Origin of the sequence: Rhizobium sp. SSA_523 (assembly GCF_030435705.1) — a bacterium.
GTDB lineage: Bacteria > Pseudomonadota > Alphaproteobacteria > Rhizobiales > Rhizobiaceae > Neorhizobium.
On the sequence record NZ_CP129382.1, the window covers coordinates 2,696,364 to 2,717,500 of the forward strand.

Here is a 21,137-nt window from a genome sequence, read left to right on the forward strand (position 1 = left end):
AGCGCCTATCGCTAAATGCGATCTTTCGCATTCTGGACCGAATGAACCTCATCTAGCTCCGGCAGGCTCCAACCCCGCCGGACGATGTCATCATAAATCGCGCGTTCGCCGCGCATCGCGCTCTCGATAACACGGCCAATGTCGTTAAAGCCGGCGATGAAGGTGGGATTGTCGGGTGCGCGCATCGAGGCATCCACCAGGGATGCCATGCGGTTGAGGCCGGCGACATCCTCCTCGACGAAAATGCTCTTGCGTTTCTCCACCTCGTAGGGATGCATCCCAAGCGATTGGAGCGCGAGGCCCGCCACCTCGATTGAACTCCCAAACAGCTCGCGGACGATATGGGTAGCGCCAGCCTCCATCAGTTGGTAGTAGTGGAGCCGATCATAGGCTCGGGCAATGATGATTATATCCGGATTGTGCTGGCGCGCATGACGGATGATCTCGTTGGCACGCTCGCGATCATCGATCGCCACAACCAGGAGGCCTGCTTTTGCAAGTCCGGCCGATTTCAGAAGATCGGGCCTGCTGGCATCGCCGAAGAATGATCTGACACCGAACCTGCGGACGTCGTCTACCACATCGGCCCGGTAATCGAGAACGACCGGCCTGTGGCCGTTGGCCAGCAGCATGCGATTGACGATCTGTCCGAAACGCCCGACGCCGGCGATGATGATCGTTGCTTCATCCGGCTGTTCGGACTCTGCCTGTCCTTGTCGGTCATCGATCAGCACTGCAATACGGTTATAGAGCGCAAAGAGCGACGGCGTCAGAATCATCCCCATCGTAATCACAAGGATGGAAACGGACGTCATCTGTTCCGTCAGGATCTCTCGGTCTCGTCCAATAGAGAGCAGAACGAAACCGAACTCTCCAGCTTGGGCAAGGCCGAGTGCAAACAGCCACCCAGCCGCGGCCCGAAGTTTGAAAAGCCAGCCGAGAGGCAACAGCACGGCGACCTTGACAATCACCAGACCCAGGGTCGCAGCACATATGATCAGCCAGTTGTCACGCAGGATTGCAAGATCGATCTTGGCTCCGATCGTCATGAAGAACAGGCCAAGCAGCAGCCCTTTGAAGGGCTCCACATCGTTTTGCAACTCATGCTTGAATTCACTGTTGGCAAGCACCACACCTCCGAGAAACGCGCCTAGCGCTGGCGACAATCCCACCGCAGACATCAGCAGCGAGATGGCGACCACCAGCAGCAGCGCCATCGCCGTGAATATTTCCCTGAGACGCAGAAGCGCGATCACTCGGAAGACGGGGCGCGACAGGTACTGTCCGGCGATCACCACAAAGGCCACGGCTGCGAGTGTCAGGAGAGCAGAGGCCCAGCCAGGCAGGCTCTGAAGCAAGGTGGGACCATGGCCTGAAGGGGCTGCGCTTCCGGCGTCCGTCATCAACGGGATACAGGCAAGCATGGGGATGACGGCGAAATCCTGAAACAGAAGAACGGCGAAGCCTGCTATTCCACCGTCAGAGTCCAGCACGCCCTTTTCTTCCAGCGTCTGCAGCACGATGGCGGTGGAAGACAGGGCGCCGATAAAACCAAACAGCACGCTTTGCTGCCAGGTAAAGCCGAGGGCCACGCCGAGAGCGGTGAGGAGGCAGACCGTCGCAACCACCTGTAGACCTCCAAGACCGAGCAGCTTGGTGCGCAGTTTCCAGACCATTTGCGGGTCGATCTCCAGCCCGATCAGGAACAGCATCATGACGATACCGAATTCCGAGAAGTGCTCCAGATAGCCCGTCCCCCCTGTCGAAACCTGCAGAACAGGGCCGATGATGACACCGGCAACGATGTAGCCGACAACGGTACCAAGTCCCAACCGTTGCGAGATAATCACCGTAAAGACGGCTGCTGCCAGGTAGGCGAATGCGTAGAATGCCAGTTCCTCCATCGGCCTATCCTCCCATCAGGCGAACGAGATCGTCCACCGACAGAACTTGGTGGGTGTGAGCAGCGGAAAAATCGAAATGGTCATCCCGCAGAGCCGTCAGCAAGAGAGGATAGGTTTCGATGTGTGCCTGTACCCTGCTGGCTTCGATATGATTGGCGGCGTGAAGTACGAACGGCGGCAGAAAGTCCATCCCACAGAGGAGCGACGTCTGCCGCAAAGGAAGCAGAAACTCCTCAATAGGATGCTCGTTGCCGCCGATGGCCGAATAGTCATCGCGGCTTCCTCCGGTCGTGACGCAGACAAGTGCATGCTTGCCTGCCAATTTCTTGCCGGCGGGCCCATAAGCGAAGCCATACTCGAGAACCAGATCTTGCCACTGTTTGAGAAGTGCAGGCGTTGAGTACCAGAAGAGCGGAAACTGGAAGACGATCACGTCGTGCGTCAGCAGGCGTCGCTGCTCGCGATCCACGTCGATCAAGAAACGGGGATATTCTGCATAAAGATCAGCAACCGTAATCCCTTCCACAAGGCGCGCGCGGTCTGCCATTGCCAGGTTGATACTTTTCTTCCGCTGCGCCGGATGCGCAAACAGGACCAAGACCCGCATGAGCCGTCATTCCTGATTTCAAACTAAGATAAATGAACGCCACGCACATCGCCGCGGGTGGACGGTAGTCGCCCAGCCTGGGGCATGTTCGGCATGCGCGATTGAACAATCCGGCTGCATTCGGTCTGCTTGGCGGTCGCTACCAAACGGCCTGAGGCTGCGTAGCTGTCCGCTCTCCGGCACTTGTTGCGGCTGGATCATCAAATATGTGGGCGATTACGCTGGGGTAGAAAGGAGGCAAGTCAACTCCATCATTCAATAGGTAAGTCCATGCATCCGCTCGTCGAGAAAATCATTAACGCTCATGGTGGACTTCAGCGCTGGTCGTCTTTCTCCATGCTGACAGCGCATCTGCAGCAGGGCGGTGCACTGTGGATGTTGAAGGGCCACGCCGGGCGTCTGGACGATACCAACGTCACCGTCGGCCTCCATGAGGAGTGGGCGTCACATCATCCGTTTGGGGAGGAGGGCCTTGTCTCATCCTTCACGCCAGACCTCGTTCAGTTGAAGGACGCAGCCGGCAACGTAATCGAAAGCCTTTACAATCCTCGCGCCTCCTTTGCGGGGCACGCGCTGGATACCCCGTGGAGCCAGATACAACTCGCCTACTTCGCGGGCATTGCCATGTGGACCTATCTCACTATGCCGTTCCTTCTGGCCGCCCCCGGCGTGCAGGTTGAGGAGGTTGGCCCCTGGCAGGAAAAAGAGGAAACCTGGACCCGGCTGAAGGTGACATTCCCGCCGACGATCGCCACCCACAGCACGATCCAGACGATTTATGTGGATGCTCACGGTCTACTGAAGCGTCATGACTATGACGTGGAAATTGCAGGCAACACACCCGGAGCGCATTACATCGATCGTTATGTCGAAGTGCAGGGCCTGAAATTCCCGACGATCCGGCGGATTTTTCCGCGTCAGCCAGACGGTCAAGCCATGGCCGAGCCGCTGGTGGTGTCGATCGATCTCTCCGACATCCGGCTCGTATGAAGCCGTCAGTCGTTCGCGGAGGCGGCACTATGGTGCTCTCGCCAGCCGCCGCAGCGCCTGTGGCGGTTGACCGTATTGGCGCATGAACGCTTCGCGCATGCGCCGCAGGTCGATGAAGCCCGCCTGCTGCGCGATCTGATCGAAGGAGTGATGTGTTTCTTCGATCATCAGGCGAGCCGCATCGAGCCTGATTTGCTCTACAGCCTTGGCAGGCGTCTGCCCCGTTTCAGCGCGGAAGGCGCGGCTGAACTGACGGGGCGAGAGAGCGGCTACATCCGCCAGTTCATCCACTGTCAGAGGATTGGAAAGATGCGCTTTCGCATGAATCAACGCCTTCTGGATACGGTCGCTGCTTGGCGCGAGTTCGAGCAGTTCCGAATGCTGGGATTGGCCGCCCGCGCGGCGATGATGCATCACCAGGCGCCGGGCAATGGCACTGGCCATGTCTCGGCCGAGATCCTTCTCGATCAAGGCGACGGCGAGATCAAGGCCAGCCGTCAGTCCTGCCGAGGTCCACACCGGACCCTCATTGATGAAAATGCGATCCTCCTCGACCCGCACATTGGAAAACGTCTCACGCATCTGCCGCGCATACGACCAGTGTGTGGTGGCCCGTCGCCCGTCGAGAAGCCCCATTTGCCCAAGCAGGAACGAGCCCGTGCACAGACCGGCAACGCGCCGCGCCTGCCGTGCCGTCGCGCGCAGGGTGTCAAGCGTTGCCTCATCCTGCTGCGGAGGCGGAACCAGTCCTGCGAGAAGCAGCAGTGTATCCACCGTCTCCAGATCGGAAAGCTTCGTGGTCGGCACGGCAAAGCCGCTCGAGGAGAGAACGGGACCACCACCGACCGATGCAATGGACAGGGCGTAATAGCTGTCCTCCCTCAACGCATTCGCCAGTTCGAAGGCCGCCTGCACGCCGAGCGCCAGGAACTGAAAACCGGGGGTGAGCACCATGGAAATATGCGGCATACCATCTCTGCCTTCATGTCCTGAAAACGTAGTTTATACGTCATATCGGACACGAGGATCTTCGTCCATAACATTCTCGTCGGGAGCGACTGGCGCTCCTTTTCAAGAGGATTAAAGACATGGCTACCTTGGGAACCGCCCTTATCACCGGCGCCTCGACCGGCATCGGCGCAATCTATGCCGATCGCCTTGCCGCCCGCGGCTACGATCTCACGCTGGTTGCCCGCAATACGGACAAGCTTCAGGCGCTTGCATCTTCGATTTCGGACAAGACCGGGCGCGCCGTGGACGTGCTTGCTGCCGACCTCGCAAACCCGGTTGATCTGGCCCGCGTGGAGAAGACACTGCGCGAGGATGCCAGCATCACCATGCTCGTCAACAATGCTGGAATTGGCACCCACACGACGTTGCTAGACAGCGATGTCGAGCGCATGGAGGCCATGGTGCGCCTCAACGTGACCGCCCTGATGCGGTTGACCTACGCCGCGGTGCCGGGTTTTGTCGCGCGCGGCAGCGGCACCATAATCAATATCTCGTCGATCGTAGCGGTCGCGCCAGAATTGCTGAACGGGGTCTATGGCGGCACGAAAGCCTTCGTCCAGGCCTTCACCACCTCGCTGAACCACGAGCTTGCCGACAAGGGCATCCGCGCGCAGGCCGTCCTGCCCGGCGCCACCCGTACCGACTTCTGGGCTCTCGGTGGCCTGCCGGTCGAGAATTTGCCCTCCGAGATCGTGATGCAGGCGGACGATATGGTCGATGCTGCTATTGCCGGACTGGATCAGGGTGAGACGACCACAATCCCCGCCTTGAGAGATGTCGAGCTTTGGCAGACCTTTGAAGCCGCGCGTCGTGCGCTGGGGCCGCAACTGTCTGCAACGCAGGCAGCACCTCGCTTCAAGACCACGATCTGAATTTCTAGCCCCTCCCCCAATTGCAAAGGACAATTGCCATGAAACTCACGGGCAACACCATCTTCATCACCGGCGGCACCAGCGGCATCGGCCGCGGCATGGCTGAAGCATTTCACCGGCTTGGAAATCAGGTCATCATTTCGGGACGGCGGACTGCCTTGCTAAGAGAGGTCACGGAAGCCAACCCCGGCATGGCATCGATAGAGCTGGACGTGACCAATCTGGACAGCATCCGGAAGGCCGCACGCGAACTGATCGGTGCCTATCCCTCTCTCAACGTGGTGTTCAACAACGCCGGCTTCATGCCCTTCGACGATGTCTCCGGCCCGATCGACGACACTGTGGCACAAGATCTGATCACGACAAACCTGCTTGGTCCCCTTCGGGTGACGTCCGCCTTCATCGAACATCTCAAGACGCAGCCGGAAGCAACCGTCCTTTACACGAGCAGTGTTCTGGCTTTTGTGCCGATTGCCAGCAACGCAATCTATTCTGCCACCAAGGCGGCCCTTCACTCCTATGCGTTGTCGCAGCGCTTCCAACTGCGCGACACCAGCGTCAGGGTGCAGGAAATCGCACCGCCCTGGGTGGATACGGATCTCATCTACAAGAGCGGCGATCCGCGTGCCATGCCACTGTCGCAGTTCATTGAACAGACGCTCGCGGCCCTTTCGACCGATGATCCGGAGGTCATCGTCGATGCCATCCGGCCGATGCGGGATAATCCCGGCGCAAATGAGCATGCCCTGTTCCAGGCGTTCAACCAGAGTATCTTCGATAACCCTATTCCTGTCGGCGCCTAACATAAGGGTGTCGCTGCAGGCGGCGGCAACCTGCCCGTCAGCGTTTCCGTCTCAAATACAATCCCATCAAATCAAAACCCGAAAGGACCTCCCATGTCACGCATTTCCATCCCTGAGCCTCACTCAGCTCCAGAGGCATCCCAGCCGACACTCAACGCGATCAATGCAAAGCTCGGTCGTGTGCCGAACTTTTTCCGTGTCCTGTCCAACAGTCCCGCCGTCATCGGTGCGCATGCCGGCCTGAACCAAGGGCTGAGCAAGGCGCTTGACGTCAAAACCCGCGAACGGATCGCGCTCGCGGTTGCCGCGGTTAACGGCTGCGAATACTGCAATGCCGCCCACACGTTTACCGGCCACACGTTTTTCAAGCTCAGCCGCGAGGAAATCGAACTGGCAAGGCAGGGCACTTCAGAGGAGCCGAAGGCAGCGGCAGCACTGGCATTCGCGAAAAAGGTGGCGGAAACACGTGGAAAGGTTTCCCAGGCCGATATCGACGCTGTTCGTGAAGCCGGCTTCACCGATGCCCAGATCATAGAAATTTCCGCTGTCGTTGCGGAAAACTTCTTCACCAATCTGATCAACAACGTTGCGGGGACTGACGTCGACTTCCCCGACATCTGAAAGGCAGAACTGCCCAGTTGGTGCTTTGAGAATAGACCGGGAATGCATGCCGCATTACCGGTCTATCTCCTTCTGAAGGTCGGCCGATCGGTTTACCAAATGAGAACGATACATCTCCATTGAGGGGAGACAGTTCGTTGCCTCAAAGATCAACCATCCCTTAAAATCTCACTCACAAGCGCCCCATCCAGCGCCTGGGCATCGAATAGGGCGTTGATGAGGGCATCGAGCTTGTCCCTGTTCTTGCTCAGAACCTCGACTGCCCGCACCAGAGCCTTTTCCAGCCGTGCATGGATGCGGGCCGCGAGGTCCGGATTGCTGTCGAGCACAGCGGTCGGATCCTTGTCGTCACGATAGAGCAGCGGCTGGATCGCGCCGAAGCCCAGGGAACGCTGCATGGCAAGCGCCAGCCTGGTCGCCCGCGCCAGATCGCTGTCCTCAGCGCCGCCGGAGCCCGAGGAGACCGCACCGACCACAATCTGTTCCGCAGCCCGCCCGGCCATCAGCATGGCAAGCATGTCCTCGCGATAGCCGAGCGTATCGCTGCCGGATGCGGTGAAGCCAAGCTGGCTATAGCCACCGCCTCCGGATGTGTCGATGTTCAGGCCGTGGATCGGCCCGAGCCGCAGCGCATGATGAACGACCGCATGTCCGGCTTCATGGATCGCGAAGCGCCAGCGCAGATCGTAAGGCACCTGCGGCCGATCCATGCGGATACCTTCCTCAAGATCGTCGAACCGGATCGGCCGCTTTTCCCGTCGGGCTTTCAGGCGTGCCTGGCGAACGATCCGCTCGATGTCGGCGCCCGTCAGGCCCATCGCCCTCGTTGCCAGCCGCTTTAGCACCGACGCGGCCGCCTTAGGTGTGCCCGGTTCGATATGCTTCGATGTCGTTGTCATGTCGTTGTTCCTTTCCGGGTGTCACCTGAGCCGTGTTCATCGATGTCCCTGTTGGCATCATTTTCTGGTGGCGGTGGGCCTTCCACATGCATTCCCGCGGCGTCCGCCTCCCCCTCGTCGTGAGCCTCGCCGTTCAGTTTTCCAGCATCGCCAACCAGCACCGCCAGATCGTCACCGAGATGATGCATGAAGATGGCCGCAAGCGCTGTGACGTCGGGCATGGGGATTTCGATGTGCGTCTCCAGCCGCCCGGAGCGCTTGATCGCATCATCGATCTGGTCCGGTCTGTTGGTGGCGCCGACGATGACAAGCCCTTCGGATTTCACGGCCCCATCGAGCAACTCCAGCGCCTTGTTGACCACCGTATTCCAATAGTCGGCATATTCCCGTTCGGCCGGCTGCCGTTTGCCGATGCCATCGATCTCGTCGATGAACAGGATGGACGGGGCGATGGCCCGCGCCTCGGCAAACGTCTTGGCCATCTTGGCTATGACATCGTTGAGATGGCCGCCCTGCAGCCAGGTCGAGACCGATGTGACGACCAGCGGCACCTGCAGGCTGTTGCACAGCGCCCGCGCAAACGTCGTCTTGCCGGTCCCGGGCGGACCGTGCAGCAATAGTTTGGTGCTCATATCAGACCATGCGAGAGCCCCTGCCCTGTGATCGGCGAGATCGGCCTTGAGCTCCAGCGCCCAGGTCTTGGCCTTGCCATATCCGGACAAGGTCTCGACCACGAGCGACGGGCGATCGTCTTCCCCCGGCCCCCATGGCTCCGGCTGGATGATCTCGGCCCCCGACGGCTTGTCACGTTTCCAGCCGCCGCCACTGTCTTTCCCGGAGGAGGATTTCTCCGAAGATGTCCTATCCTGTTTCGACTTCGAAGATTTTCCGGTGGCCTTGGATCGCGGCTCGTCATCGTCATCATCACCATCGCGAGCGGCAACACGATTGCGCTCGGTTAGTGAAGCCAGCACGTCGATCGCCTCGGACGCGCCTCGACCCGGCCGGAACGCCAGCACGACGTCATCGATCGTCAGGTAATGCGCGTCATAAGCGGTCGTCCATCGGGTGAGCGCCGCCAGACCGGTGTCACCATACATGGCCTCAAGCATCATGCTGATGAAGGGGTAGTCGAGGAACCCGCCCACCAGGGCGACATCGGCGGCGATGCTGATTTCGGATGGGATGTGCTGTGCCGTCTCCGAGATCGCCACGACCGGATAATCCCGCGTCAGCGCATTGACCAGCCGCCGCTGAAGCGTGGCGCCTGTCAGGCGATGAACCGACCCGCCGATGAACTGGATGTACGGACGCCCCATGCCTTCGGCCGCGGCGAAGCTGCCATCGTCATAGACATAGTCACCGTCGATGCCGTTCGGAACAGTCCCGGGAAGAAAGCCCGGCAATTCGAGCAGCCGCCGCATGGCGCGTTCGAAGCCGGGCACGGGTGCGTGCAATGAGACCACGGGCGCCGCCATGGCAATCGCCTGGACAATCCTCGCAAGTGGCATACGCGTGTTTTCGATTGCGCGGGCCAGCACCAGAGCCGCCACGACGTTACTGACCAGCGGTGCCCTGCCCGCCCGGCCAACGAGGCTGACGGCGTACGCCCGGCGTCTGTGATCGACTGCTGCGGCATGTTCCTCGGCGGTCACCTGACCGAGCCGGTCTAAAGACGGCAGGAACGATGTCGACGCCTTAGCCTCTGTCACCACAATGTCGGACTGCTGGGGTGGCGGCAACAGATAGGCCGCGAAGGTGCGGCGGATCCAGGCGAGGTCCCGATCCCGATCGCCACGCATGCGATCGGTATCGAATGCGGGACTGTAGCGACGGAGAATATGACCATCGACCTCGACGATCTTCAGAGACAGAAGACCATTGGCATGAGCATTGCGCTGGGCGTCCCGACGGGCGACACGGTCGAGACGGCGCAGCAGAAGACGGGCGAGTTTATTCATCGGCCCTGCCCTCTTTCATCGCAGCAATAATTGCCGTTTTGGGACCGGATGATCCCGCCTTCAGCGCCGTGCGTTTCTTCAAGCTCCCTGGCCCCGCCTGTCGGCGCTCCCGGATCAGGCGACGGCCCAGGCAATGCTGTGTCCGATGCGGCTGGCTCGGATCAGGTCGAGACGAAGCAACCAGATCGCGGTTGCGGTGCGCGAGCCAGTCGAGCAGCAGGCGGCAGGCGGGATTGCCAAGCCCGGCCTGCGCCTGCAGGCGTTTGATGACCGTGTCCGGCACGGTGCCGGTCAGACCAGCGCCCTGCCTGACATGACCTAGGGTCAGTCCGATCAGGAAGGCCGGATCGTCGTTGGGCAGACCCAGTGGACCAGATCCGGGATAGCGGAGGACGGTGCCATGCGAACGATGGCAGGTAGGGTTCAGTGACGTCGAGGGCGATTCGATCGCCTCGCAGCGGATGCGCCGCGGCACATCCGGAGTGATGTCGGAAGACATGGGAACTCCTTCGCCGAACCGCGCTCGGGTCCAGCGTCAATGAGAGATGGAATGGGAAAGCCGCGGCCTTAAGGACTGATGGGCACGCATGGCGGTCGACATCAGGCGCCTGACGGCAAGCGTCAGGGCGCGGCGGTCAGGCCATCAGGCAATAGGCATAAACGGCAGTCGGATGACGTGCTCGATCAGTGCCGAGGGCGCCGGGCAAAGCCAACCCGAACAAACATGGGGACCGGTTCATCATCCTCGGCTTCATCGGCGTCCCTGAAGCCGTCATCATCGAGACGATCGCGCAGATTGTCATCGTAGCAAGACCGGGCAGCCAGATCTTCTTCATAAGTCCGGCTTGGTCCATTGAGGTTGATGCGCGGATGGAGCGCCGCAGTCACAGTTGTGGACATCGCTGCCGGATGCATGACGGGCATCTTGTCCAAACCAAGCGCCTTGCGCGCCTCGGTTTCGAGAAGCTGCTGCACCCGGATGCCGAAGCGCAGACGAAGTTCGGCCATGCAGTCGGCCACACCATCGATCTCCAGCAGGTCGTCAATCTCAGAGAGCGCCCAGATGCCAGTGGCATGATCGCTCGGACGGCTGGCGCCATCGACGATGGCGACTTCGACCGCATCCACCATCAGCCGCTTCTGGTTCTTGTAGAGCCAGTCCGGCAGGACCATGGCCGAGGCCATCATCTTGAGCTTCAACTCTTCGAGCCGGCTGGTGTCGCCATAGGATGCCAACGACCGCTTCAAGTCGAGGATGTAGGCGGTGTGCCGGGCTCGGTTCACGATGATGAGGTCGGGTGTGTAGCTGCCCTTGGCCGGGGCCTCGCAATCGAGCTTCACGCCGTCGAGGCTCGACCAGTCGTTTCCGGCCACCGCTTCCATGGCGGCCTTGACCAGCGGCAGCTTCAACGACTGCGTCAATACGAGGATGTTGGGATTGGCTCTCGCCAACCGTTCGACCGCCTGCTCCAACAGCTTGCCCTCGCGGAACGACACCGCCCGGACAAGGGAAGCGATGTGGACATAATGGCCGAGGATCGCGTCCTCGATCGGTTCGCCGTCGGCAACGGCGGCAATGGCGCGATCGATCAGCAGGTCGAGATCGGCCTCGACATCGGCGAAGCGAACCAGATGCGGGTGACGGCGCAGCAACGCCGGTTCGCGAACCGCAGTCGGAGCCGCATTGCGGCCAAAGCCGAACGGGCGCGGGCGGGATCCGGAAGCTGCGGCAGCTTCGGCCGCGGCGATCATGGAGCGGAGAACTTCCCCAGCGGGGACAGAAACGGTATTCGTGCTCATAGCCCGATTCCTTCTTGTACAAGGTTGACGGTCAGGCCCTTGTCGATGTTACCAGCATCGGCAGGGGCCGCTTTGTTCCGGCCATCCGGAACGCACTTACCCTGGCAGGACCGGCGCTCGGGCTCAAGGACCCCTGGGCCAAAAAATGAGAACAGGACCGGAACAAGGTTAACGCCGGGCTCACGATGGGTTCCGTCTAGCTATCAGCCGAAGTTCGAACGCCCGCCCGCGGCCAAAACATCTCGAGGCCAAAGCCGGGCAAAGCAAAGGGCCGACAAGCGGCCCTTGAAAGTTTGGCTGGAAGGCCGCTCGATCGGCCTCCCAGCATGTCAGAAGCTTTACGCGGTCACCGCCGGTGCGGATGCGACTTCATCCAGGAGCGTTTCGTTCAGATCATCCGCCGCATCGTCCGCTGCCAGCGGCGGAACCGCCACGACCTGCTTGCGGAGCTTGGGTGTTTCGCGGCTGACGACCATCAGCCCGTCTGTCGCCCGCTCAAGCGTTTCGCCGAACCGCTCGGTGAAGCGATCCAGATCGGTCCCGACCGAGACTTCGGCCTGATCCTTGTCCTGCTCTGCCTCCGCCTCAGGGGTCTGCTCGATCTCACCATCAGCGACGACCATCTTCTCTACCGACTGCGCGAGCGGCCATTTCGGCTTGCGCTCCTTCGAGATCGACCATTCAAGGACCGGCAAGACCTCATCGCGAAGCCAACCGGGCAATGCCTTGGATTTCGGCCAGGCATCGAAGAGCCCAAGCTTCTGCAGCGTTTCGTTCACCACCGCCCACTCGGTCTCCTTCGGGAACTGGGTCGAGCGCGGATGGCGACGCAGGTCGCTGTCCGGTTCCACGAACTGCGCCAGGCTCTCCAGTTCCATGCGCGCGACACGAGCGAGATCTTCAACCTCCCTGGCCAGCGCCTCCTTGATCACCCGCTTCTGTTCCAGCGCCGTGTTGATGGCCTGCACAATGACCTCGATATGCATCACGAACATCTTCAGGCCATCACGGGTCTTGACCGCGATCAGCGCCTTCAGGCCGGTCACACCCCCCGCTCCATGGAGGTCACCGCGGGCAGTCTTCACCTTACCCTCCTCGCTTCCCCCCAGGATGGTTTTCACATCGAGCACGCGAAGCCGACCATGCTCCTCGCCATGGGCGATCACATCGCGGATCTTGTCGTGCGGCGCGTGCGCCAGATGGAACATCACCGTCGGGCTGGCCGACAAGTCGACCAGATCATCCCGGTAATCGCCGAGATTGCGCGCGACGGACATGTAGGCCCTCGCAGTGCGGGCGGCCAAGCTGCACCGCCTCTTGACCCACTTGTCAAAGAGGCCGTCGGGGAGCAGTCCAGAAGCGGCAACAAGATACTCCCCGAGTAGGTAGCTCTGCTCGGTCGTGCGGCGGCCGAGATCAGAGATATTCCCGGCAGCGATTTCGAGCTGGTCACGAAGAGCCGCATCTGCGATCCCAAGCTTTTCATAGTGATGGGCGAAGGCGGCAGGCAGAACAAACTTGGATTTACTCACGATAAAACCTCACTGGTTACTGATACTGTACGTTCGACTAAAACATCGAACACACATATGGTCACCGCATCACCAATAATTGTCAAATCGGCCACTGATCATCGCATGAGTACTGTGTAATTATTTACTTTTATAAATACAGTTATCATTTCCCCAAACGTCCAAATTAACCATATTTCGATATCGTCAAAATATCTTTTACTTTAGCGTTGCTTTCCAACAATTCCTCCCGGATTCAGACCGCAATCACTCTCTTCAGTCCCTCCCACAGACACGCCCGGTAGCGAGGCGCGGCAGGAACCGCCGCCTGGAGCGGAAAGCACGATACGAAGCGCTGATGAACAGGATCCGGCAAAGAAGACAATCTGGCAGGCATCGTCTCAATGCGCGGGTATGTCATCTCAACGTGCCCGCACATCGAGACAGATTGCGCATTTTTGATTCCGGTCTCTGGATTTCCGATTCAGAGCTGTGAAGCCATGATTCCGCAAACGCCGTTTCGTCTACGCACGTCGTCTCGATCCAGCTCGACGTGCCCGCAGGTCATCTCAAGTTGCGCATCCGCGATTCCGAACTGCGGATTTCCGATTCACGAGCCAAGATTACTGATTCCGGCACAAGCGGCGTTGCCGGTAAGGCGCCCGTCTGGCAAGGAGGCCGCAAGGCGTATGGGAGTGGCATCATGGCCAGAAAGTCAGAAGAGGTCCGCAATCGCGAGCAGCGCGAACGCCAGCAGAAGCTGCGTGACGCCGATCGCAAGGCAAGGCGTCCGAACCGGGACGATATTGCCCGCACGGCGCTCTTCATGACGATTTCCAGCATGGCGGCCAGGGACGCGAAAGAGGTGCTGGAGGATTTTCAGGACCGGGTGGTCAGGATGCTTTTAGAGCAGGGATTTGACGAGCGGGAGTCCGACATCGTCTTCGAGGAACTCGTCGCCAAGTATCGCACAGGCGACTGGCCGTTTCGTCGCAAGGTCCACCTTCTCCATCCCGAGGATCGCGATCGGGACCCTTGAGGCGGCATCAGCCTGCTCTGCGTCGATCTCACCTTTCCATCAATAGGTGCCGGTCAACGCCTGACGGCGTTTGCAAGTTCTGACACGTTTCCCCCCGTTACTTCATAAAACGCCGTTCGATTCTGAATCGGATTTCCAGAGTTATTACAGCGCCATCGTTCTATGATGGCTTGAGCGGGATCGGTTCGACAGCGTGGGCCGGCATAGACGTTGCCTGAGCATTTGTTTATTAAAATTCAAATGAATCAGCTCAGCTCTTGTTCAGTCTGAGCGGAAAGAATCCTGAGTGCAAGATTGACCGGCTCATCTCTTTTGTTTCATAGGAACAGTTAGCAGTGGCAATCGCCAAAGCTGGAATGCGCACCAACAGACCTGCTTGCGCGAGGGAAGTTGGGAGTAAACTTTTTTTTTGAAACGACATCCTGGGACGGACGACGCAAGGCCAACTCCCGGCGCCACTCCTCATTCCGATGTGAGGCAGAGGTGGTAAAAGCTCAAATGTGCTCTGCCGCGGTATCGGGAAACGACCGGCAGTACCGATGAAGATAGATATCGACGCAGCCTGCAGCACCTTATTCCGTGTGGTGCGCTTTAAGCAGGCATAAGATGATCGGATCGAGGGCGAGCGGACGCCTGAGGGATCCACAGTGGCAAGCGCATTCCTTCAAAATCCACTTTGGACCCGAAGGACAGTACCGTGCAGACTCCTACCAAACTTGCGCCCACCCTCGTAGCAATCAAACTCCGCCACCTCAGCGACGCCATCAAGGATACCAGGTCTCGCCTCTATCCCGGGACCGTCGTCATCGCCTCCCTCACCGGCGTGACCGTGTCTCAGGCTGCCGATGCCATCCGCCAGGTGCGTTACGGCGCAGGCTGGCTCGACTTCTCCTACACCCCGCCGATCAGACACACGCAGGGTAACGAGATCGAGCAGGCTTTGCGTTTGCTTGGATATGTCGGGCAGTGGCGCTGGTTGTCTGATCAGCCGACGCTCGCCGCCTATCTGAAGAGCCGCACCGGCGTGGAGCGCGACCATCCCAGCGTCGTGTTTCTCAGCACGCACGCCGTCGCTGTGAGCGGCGGCGTCTTCTGCGATGTTCTCAGCCGCGGTATCGTCATCGATATCGACGACGCAAAAGGCCGCCGCAAGAAGGTCAGTCGTGTTCTCGTTCTGACCAAGCGGATCGCGCCCTCGAAGATCGCCTCCAGAACGCCGGCGCCCAAGACGGGTGCGAGTTCCAAGCTCGACCGGCTCTTCCACGAGGCGATCAAGGCCGAGACCAAGGCGGCGCGCGTGAAGATCACGCCGCACGAGGTGTTTGTAATTCGGCCCAATGAGACGGGTTGGTATTGGCTGGGCAGCCGCGAGAACGTCGAGGATCAGATCCTGATGCCGCGTTCGGACAACCGTCTTGCCGGCAACACCGACGCGGCCGCCGCCTATCGCGCGGCGATGGGGCACTAGCGACCTCCGCGTGGCGAGCGTGATCGCGGCAATTATTGCCGCGCAAGACCATCTCGCCCCCAGTCCTCGATACGCTTCGACACGCAAGGGCAGCTCGCTCGACGCTGCCCCCATCACGCACCACCGCCTGGACATGATGACCTGGCGGCTGGCGCGGGCTCCCACGCGTTCCGCGCCAGGCTACGATAATCCAAAATCACCCCGAACACCAAGAGAGTACCATGCCGAAGAAAGTACTGGCTTACCTCCGCGATCCCCACAGCACGCTGAACACCGCCTGCGCCGACTCGCAGCTCTTCCATGTGAAGGCCTTCATCAAGAAGAACGGCTGGAACCTGGAACTGACCTGCCTTGACGAAGACATCGGCGAAGTCGTGTTCACCGCACAGCCCGGCGTCCACAAGCTCCTCGAAGAGGTCGATATCGGATCGATCGATATCGTCCTGTGTCATACGCTGGACCGCTTGTGCTCGCGTTTCGCCGTCGCGGAACGGCTGATGCATGAACTCGAAGCTAAAGGCGTCGAGGTCTGGGCCGCCGATCCCGGCGTGCGGATCAAGGCCGCAGATCTCATCGACTATTACTACAACGACCCCGACGGAACGCTCGCACGAGGTCGCCGTCGTTCGCCGATGCCCGATGACCTCTATGAGGTCGAGCATCTTGTGCCCCTGCCCTACGGCTACCGCTACACCGGAGCCTACAATGCCGATGGGACGTACATTTTTGGGTTCAGGACTCTCGAAGACGAGACCGCCGCAGTCGTCGTGCGGATTTTCCAGATGTATGCCGACGGAATGTCGCCGGCAAAAATCGCCGACGCCCTGAACGCTGCAGGCATTCCCACCCCCCATGGCAGGATGTGGCGGGACGCCACCATCCGCGGCGGCCGCAATCGGCGAACCGGCATTCTCAATGACGAGATCTATATCGGCCGGTCCTGGGTACCGGGTCGTGAGTATGATCTCGCGCCAGCCCTGAGGATCGTCAGCGATGAACTCTGGAAGCGCGTGAAGCTGCGCCAGGATTTAGCCTGCCGGCGTGCCGCGGCATCGCCGTAACGCCATCGCCAAGACATCACACTGGCCGGCGCTGCCGGCCAGTGTTCCCCATGATATCGTTTGAGATGGAATCCAGAACATGACCAAGACCGTCCTGTTTTATGCCCGCTACTCCACCGACCGCCAGCACGAAGTGTCGATCGAAACGCAGATCGAGCTGGGCGAAGCCTTCGTCAGGCAGAAGGGCTGGAAGCTGGCCGCCACTTATTCCGATGCCGCGGTCAGCGGCACGAGCTATCAACTCCGCTCCGGCATCCAGAGCCTGATGGCGCATGTGAAGCGCGAGCGCATCGATGTCGTGCTTTGCGTGACGGTCGACCGCCTGTCGCGCGACATCGAGCACAGCGCCAAGATCCTCAAGGAACTGCGCTATCGCGACACCGACATCTGGACCGTCCATGCCGGCACGCCGGTCACCGATCTTGAGATGGCGCTGAGAGCAGCCCTCAGCCATGAACTGGTCGGGCAGATCCGCTACCGCACCCGCGAAGGCATGAAGATGGCTGTAAAGAAGGGCAAGGCATCGACCTGCCTCGCTTACGGCTACAAGCTGTCGCAGCAGCGTGATGCCAACGGTGACCGCATCCGAGGTCTGCGGGATGTCGATCCGGTCAAGGCGGAGATTGTTCGTCGCATCTATCAGCTCTATGCCGACGGGATGTCTCCGCGCGACATCGCGCACCTCCTCAACAATGAACGCGTCCCCGGCCCGCGCGGCCGCAAGTGGCGCGATACGGCGATCCGCGGCCATGTCCGCCGTGGCAGCGGCATTCTCAACAACGAGAGCTATATCGGCCGAATCGTCTGGAACAGGCGCCAGTACCGCAAGAACCCGGAGACCGAACGACGAACCGCCCGTGCCAACGACGCCACCGAGTGGGTATTCAAGGAAGTCCCGGAGATGCGCATCGTATCGGATGAGCTGTGGCAGCGCGTCAAGGATCGGCAGAGGCAAGTGGGCGAGCTGTTCGATTTCGGGCAGAGCAACCGGCTCAATGCGACGCACCGGCCGGAATATCTTTTGAGCGGCATGCTGGAATGCGCGGAATGCGGCGGTCCCTACGCCATCTCCGGCAAGGATCGCTATAGCTGCACCAACCGCAAGAAGCGCCTGCCGATCGACGACCTCGGCGGCGCCTGCTGCGGCAACAGCAAGACAATCACTCGCCATGAACTCGAAGAGCGCGTCCTCAACTGCATTCCGGCCGCCTTCTACTCGCTCGACATTTTTGACCGGATTTCGCAGAAGATGGTTGCTCACGAGGTGAGCAAGCTGGAGAGCGCTCCCTCCCGGAAGAACCAGTTGACCGCCGAGCTTGCGACCATCAAGTCGCAGCAGGCAAGCCTGATGCAACAGATCCAGGACCGGCATGCCGAAGGCCGGCCGCGTCTTGCGATCCTCGACGACCACCTGGATCAGTTGGAAGTCAATCGTGAGAGGCTGGTCATGGAACTTTCCGCGGCCGAAGAACCCGCCGCGGAGGATTTTCAGGAGAAAATTGCCAGGCTGAAGGCACAGTTCAATGCGGCCAATACCGAGATCGCCATCCGCAAGCTGCTGTTCCTTGCCCGCAACAATGCCGACGAACAGGCCAAGCGCCGGCTGATGCCGATCGTGCGCGGCCTCATCCAGACGGTCGTGATCGGCAAGACACCTGGCCATCAGCCGGCAAGCCTGCAGGTGCATGGCGACATTGCCAACATTATGGCCTCGATGGATGTGATCGACATCATGCAGCAGCAGTTCGTCGCCGCCGCCCAGAACGACCTGATGTCCCGCATTGCATCTGGCGAGATCGACACGGAGCACAAAAAGAAAAAGCTCCTCGAGGCTTACGCCGAGGAGCTTTTGAAGAAGTTTCCCGAATGGGAGAATTTACAAGTTTCAGTGGTTGCGGGGGCAGGATTTGAACCTGCGGCCTTCAGGTTATGAGCCTGACGAGCTACCGGGCTGCTCCACCCCGCGTTAGTTTCGAGCGTGCCTTGGGCTGTTTGCCTGGCGGACCGGCTGTTTTTGCCCGGTCTTTTGTTTGTCCGTCCTCGCGCGGTGTGGCTTGCGCTGCGGGCGGACGGGGCTGCTCCACCCCGCGTCATGGTCTTGCAATGCTGGATGTTTGTCCGGTTGGTTTTGTTGTGCGCGAGAAGATTTGTTTTGACATTGCCTTTAGCAGACCTGGCAGCGACCTACTCTCCCGCGTCTTGAGACGAAGTACCATTGGCGCTGGGGCGTTTCACGGCCGTGTTCGGAATGGGAACGGGTGCGGCCGCCCCGCCATGACCACCAGGTCGGCTAAGGGCAATGTGCGCGGCGCATGGTGGTGCGCCGCTTATTGTTCGAGAAGCTGGTGACTGAGGGCTTAGCCAGTAGGCGATAGGCAACAGTCTTTTTTTTGAACACGTCTTTTTGCTTGTCTTGAGCCTGTTCGGGTATGGCACCCGTACAGGCCGGTCGGCCGTCGCACCGGGTGGTGCGGGCCGTCAGCAGCGTGTTTCACGCGTCAGGACAAGACAGATGGCTCATGTTTGATGAGCATGAACAATGAGAACGATGAAGTCGATCGGGCTATTAGTAAGGCTAAGCTTCATGCGTTACCGCACGTCCACACGCCTCCTATCAACGTGGTCGTCTTCCACGGCCCTGATAGGGAATACTCGTTTTCAGGTGGGTTTCCCGCTTAGATGCCTTCAGCGGTTATCCCTTCCATATATAGCTACCCTGCTATGCCGCTGGCGCGACAACAGGTCCACCAGAGATATGTCCATCCCGGTCCTCTCGTACTAGGGACAGATCCTGTCAATATTCCTACACCCACGGCAGATAGGGACCGAACTGTCTCACGACGTTCTGAACCCAGCTCACGTACCGCTTTAATTGGCGAACAGCCAAACCCTTGGGACCTGCTCCAGCCCCAGGATGCGATGAGCCGACATCGAGGTGCCAAACAACCCCGTCGATATGGACTCTTGGGGTCATCAGCCTGTTATCCCCGGCGTACCTTTTATCCGTTGAGCGATGGCCCTTCCACGCGGGACCACCGGATCACTATGACCGACTTTCGTCTCTGCTCGACTTGTCAGTCTCGCAGTCAGGCGGGCTTATGCCATTGCACTCGACGAGCGATTTCCGACCGCTCTGAGCCCACCATCGCGCGCCTCCGTTACTCTTTCGGAGGCGACCGCCCCAGTCAAACTACCCACCATACACTGTCCCGGGCCCGGATAACGGGTCGCGGTTAGACATCCATGACGATAAGGGTGGTATTTCAAGGATGGCTCCACTCAGACTGGCGTCCAAGCTTCAAAGCCTACCACCTATCCTACACATGCCGACACGAATGCCAGTGTAAAGCTATAGTAAAGGTGCACGGGGTCTTTCCGTCTGACCGCAGGAACCCCGCATCTTCACGGGGAATTCAATTTCACTGAGTCTATGTTGGAGACAGCGGGGAAGTCGTTACGCCATTCGTGCAGGTCGGAACTTACCCGACAAGGAATTTCGCTACCTTAGGACCGTTATAGTTACGGCCGCCGTTTACTGGGGCTTCGATTCAAAGCTTGCACCTCTCCTCTTAACCTTCCAGCACCGGGCAGGCGTCAGACCCTATACGTCGTCTTAAAGACTTCGCAGAGCCCTGTGTTTTTGATAAACAGTCGCTACCCCCTGGTCTGTGCCACCTCCAAACACTTGCGTATCTGGAGGTCACGCTTCTTCCGAAGTTACGCGTGCAATTTGCCGAGTTCCTTCAACATAGTTCTCTCAAGCGCCTTGGTATACTCTACCTGACCACCTGTGTCGGTTTCGGGTACGGTCTATAATGGTGGCGCTCTTTCCTGGAACCACTAAGCCGCACAATCAATCCAATAAGATCGTACGACAGTCGTGATCCGTCACGTCCACCAGGCCCACGAATATTAACGTGGTTCCCATCGACTACGCGTGTCCGCCTCGTCTTAGGGGCCGGCTAACCCTGCTCAGATTAACTTTAAGCAGGAACCCTTGGTCTTTCGGCGAGGGGGTCTCTCACCCCCTTTGTCGTTACTCATGTCAACATTCGCACTTCCGATACCTCCAGAGGCCCTCACGGGTCCTCCTTCACAGGCTTACGGAACGCTCCGCTACCACATGCCTTGCGGCACATCCTCAGCTTCGGTGCATGGCTTTAGCCCCGTTACATTTTCGGCGCAAAGACCCTTATTTAGACCAGTGAGCTGTTACGCTTTCTTTAAATGATGGCTGCTTCTAAGCCAACATCCTGGTTGTTTTGGGATCCTCACATCCTTTCCCACTTAGCCATGACTTGGGGACCTTAGCTGGAGGTCAGGGTTGTTGCCCTCTTCACGACGGACGTTAGCACCCGCCGTGTGTCTGCCGAGTAGTACTCCACGGTATTCGGAGTTTGGTTAGGATCAGTAAGACGGTGAGTCCCCATAGCCCATCCAGTGCTCTACCCCCGTGGGTATTCGCTCGACGCTCTACCTAAATAGATTTCGCGGAGAACCAGCTATCTCCGAGTTTGATTGGCCTTTCACCCTAGCCACAAGTCATCCCAATCTATTGCAACAGATGCGGGTTCGGCCCTCCAGTTGGTG

The 21,137-nt window shown here is 59.5% G+C and carries 17 protein-coding genes, 1 tRNA gene and 2 rRNA genes (1 of these 20 only partly in view); 9 read left to right on the forward strand and 11 right to left on the reverse strand.

The window, feature by feature from the left end:
* Positions 1-11: 11 nt before the first annotated feature.
* A complete protein-coding gene (locus tag QTJ18_RS21125; protein WP_252755193.1) occupies positions 12-1,904 on the reverse strand; it encodes a monovalent cation:proton antiporter-2 (CPA2) family protein in 1,893 nt (630 codons plus the stop codon).
* Between the two features lie 4 nt (positions 1,905-1,908).
* Complete coding sequence (locus QTJ18_RS21130; protein ID WP_252755192.1) at positions 1,909-2,511, reverse strand: NAD(P)H-dependent oxidoreductase; 603 nt, start codon at positions 2,509-2,511, stop codon at positions 1,909-1,911.
* A gap of 270 nt (positions 2,512-2,781) precedes the next feature.
* Here QTJ18_RS21130 and QTJ18_RS21135 point away from each other — a divergent pair, with 270 nt between their 5' ends.
* Positions 2,782-3,501: a hypothetical protein gene (locus tag QTJ18_RS21135; protein ID WP_252755191.1), complete on the forward strand. Its 720-nt coding sequence runs from the start codon at positions 2,782-2,784 to the stop codon at positions 3,499-3,501.
* A 27-nt stretch (positions 3,502-3,528) separates the two neighbouring features.
* Here QTJ18_RS21135 and QTJ18_RS21140 read toward each other — a convergent pair whose 3' ends face one another.
* The gene (locus QTJ18_RS21140) at positions 3,529-4,470 is read right to left on the reverse strand and encodes a GlxA family transcriptional regulator (RefSeq protein ID WP_252755190.1); all 942 of its coding nucleotides are present in this window, start codon (positions 4,468-4,470) and stop codon (positions 3,529-3,531) included.
* A 119-nt stretch (positions 4,471-4,589) separates the two neighbouring features.
* On the opposite strand from QTJ18_RS21140, the gene QTJ18_RS21145 reads away from it, so the two are divergent.
* From QTJ18_RS21145 to QTJ18_RS21155, 3 genes are all read left to right on the forward strand, one after another.
* Positions 4,590-5,384 carry an SDR family NAD(P)-dependent oxidoreductase gene (locus QTJ18_RS21145; protein ID WP_252755189.1) on the forward strand — a complete coding sequence of 265 codons (795 nt, stop codon included), beginning with the start codon at positions 4,590-4,592 and terminating at the stop codon, positions 5,382-5,384.
* Positions 5,385-5,422: 38 nt separating this feature from the next.
* On the forward strand, positions 5,423-6,187 hold the full coding sequence (locus QTJ18_RS21150) for an SDR family oxidoreductase (RefSeq protein ID WP_252755188.1): 765 nt from the start codon (positions 5,423-5,425) through the stop codon (positions 6,185-6,187).
* Positions 6,188-6,280: 93 nt separating this feature from the next.
* Positions 6,281-6,808 carry a carboxymuconolactone decarboxylase family protein gene (locus QTJ18_RS21155; protein ID WP_252755187.1) on the forward strand — a complete coding sequence of 176 codons (528 nt, stop codon included), beginning with the start codon at positions 6,281-6,283 and terminating at the stop codon, positions 6,806-6,808.
* A gap of 149 nt (positions 6,809-6,957) precedes the next feature.
* Here the strand turns inward: QTJ18_RS21155 and QTJ18_RS21160 are convergent, their stop codons facing one another.
* Together QTJ18_RS21160 and QTJ18_RS21165 are read right to left on the reverse strand one after the other, a co-directional pair.
* Entirely contained in the window at positions 6,958-7,707 is a 750-nt protein-coding gene (locus QTJ18_RS21160; protein ID WP_252755186.1) for an ATP-dependent metallopeptidase FtsH/Yme1/Tma family protein, read from the reverse strand.
* Positions 7,704-9,509: an ATP-binding protein gene (locus tag QTJ18_RS21165; protein WP_252755185.1), complete on the reverse strand. Its 1,806-nt coding sequence runs from the start codon at positions 9,507-9,509 to the stop codon at positions 7,704-7,706. Before QTJ18_RS21165 ends, QTJ18_RS21160 begins: the two co-directional genes overlap by 4 nt.
* A gap of 39 nt (positions 9,510-9,548) precedes the next feature.
* On the opposite strand from QTJ18_RS21165, the gene QTJ18_RS21170 reads away from it, so the two are divergent.
* Positions 9,549-9,698 carry a hypothetical protein gene (locus QTJ18_RS21170; RefSeq protein ID WP_252755184.1) on the forward strand — a complete coding sequence of 50 codons (150 nt, stop codon included), beginning with the start codon at positions 9,549-9,551 and terminating at the stop codon, positions 9,696-9,698.
* Here the strand turns inward: QTJ18_RS21170 and QTJ18_RS21175 are convergent.
* From QTJ18_RS21175 to QTJ18_RS21185, 3 genes are all read right to left on the reverse strand, one after another.
* Positions 9,661-10,167, reverse strand: a complete 507-nt coding sequence (locus QTJ18_RS21175; RefSeq protein WP_252755183.1) for a hypothetical protein — start codon at positions 10,165-10,167, stop codon at positions 9,661-9,663. The two genes, QTJ18_RS21170 and QTJ18_RS21175, sit on opposite strands and share 38 nt — an antisense overlap.
* Positions 10,168-10,352: 185 nt before the next feature.
* Positions 10,353-11,468, reverse strand: a complete 1,116-nt coding sequence (locus QTJ18_RS21180) for a hypothetical protein (protein WP_489667271.1) — start codon at positions 11,466-11,468, stop codon at positions 10,353-10,355.
* Positions 11,469-11,806: 338 nt separating this feature from the next.
* On the reverse strand, positions 11,807-12,745 hold the full coding sequence (locus QTJ18_RS21185; RefSeq protein ID WP_252755181.1) for a hypothetical protein: 939 nt from the start codon (positions 12,743-12,745) through the stop codon (positions 11,807-11,809).
* A gap of 808 nt (positions 12,746-13,553) precedes the next feature.
* Here QTJ18_RS21185 and QTJ18_RS21190 point away from each other — a divergent pair.
* The 4 genes from QTJ18_RS21190 (at position 13,554) to QTJ18_RS21205 (ending at position 18,480) form a co-directional block, all read left to right on the forward strand.
* Entirely contained in the window at positions 13,554-14,018 is a 465-nt protein-coding gene (locus QTJ18_RS21190; protein WP_252755180.1) for a hypothetical protein, read from the forward strand.
* 697 nt (positions 14,019-14,715) lie between these two features.
* Positions 14,716-15,486, forward strand: a complete 771-nt coding sequence (locus QTJ18_RS21195) for a hypothetical protein (RefSeq protein ID WP_252755179.1) — start codon at positions 14,716-14,718, stop codon at positions 15,484-15,486.
* 221 nt (positions 15,487-15,707) lie between these two features.
* The gene (locus tag QTJ18_RS21200; RefSeq protein WP_252755178.1) at positions 15,708-16,547 is read left to right on the forward strand and encodes a recombinase family protein; all 840 of its coding nucleotides are present in this window, start codon (positions 15,708-15,710) and stop codon (positions 16,545-16,547) included.
* Positions 16,548-16,626: 79 nt separating this feature from the next.
* Positions 16,627-18,480, forward strand: coding sequence for a recombinase family protein (locus tag QTJ18_RS21205; RefSeq protein WP_252755258.1), 1,854 nt, complete (start codon positions 16,627-16,629; stop codon positions 18,478-18,480).
* On the opposite strand, the gene QTJ18_RS21210 is transcribed toward QTJ18_RS21205, so the two are convergent.
* The 3 genes from QTJ18_RS21210 to QTJ18_RS21220 form a co-directional block, all read right to left on the reverse strand.
* Positions 18,437-18,513, reverse strand: a tRNA-Met gene (locus QTJ18_RS21210). The two genes, QTJ18_RS21205 and QTJ18_RS21210, sit on opposite strands and share 44 nt — an antisense overlap.
* Before the next feature lie 205 nt (positions 18,514-18,718).
* Positions 18,719-18,833, reverse strand: a 5S ribosomal RNA gene (gene rrf, locus QTJ18_RS21215).
* 259 nt (positions 18,834-19,092) lie between these two features.
* A 23S ribosomal RNA gene (locus QTJ18_RS21220) occupies positions 19,093-21,137 on the reverse strand; it runs 981 nt beyond the window's last position.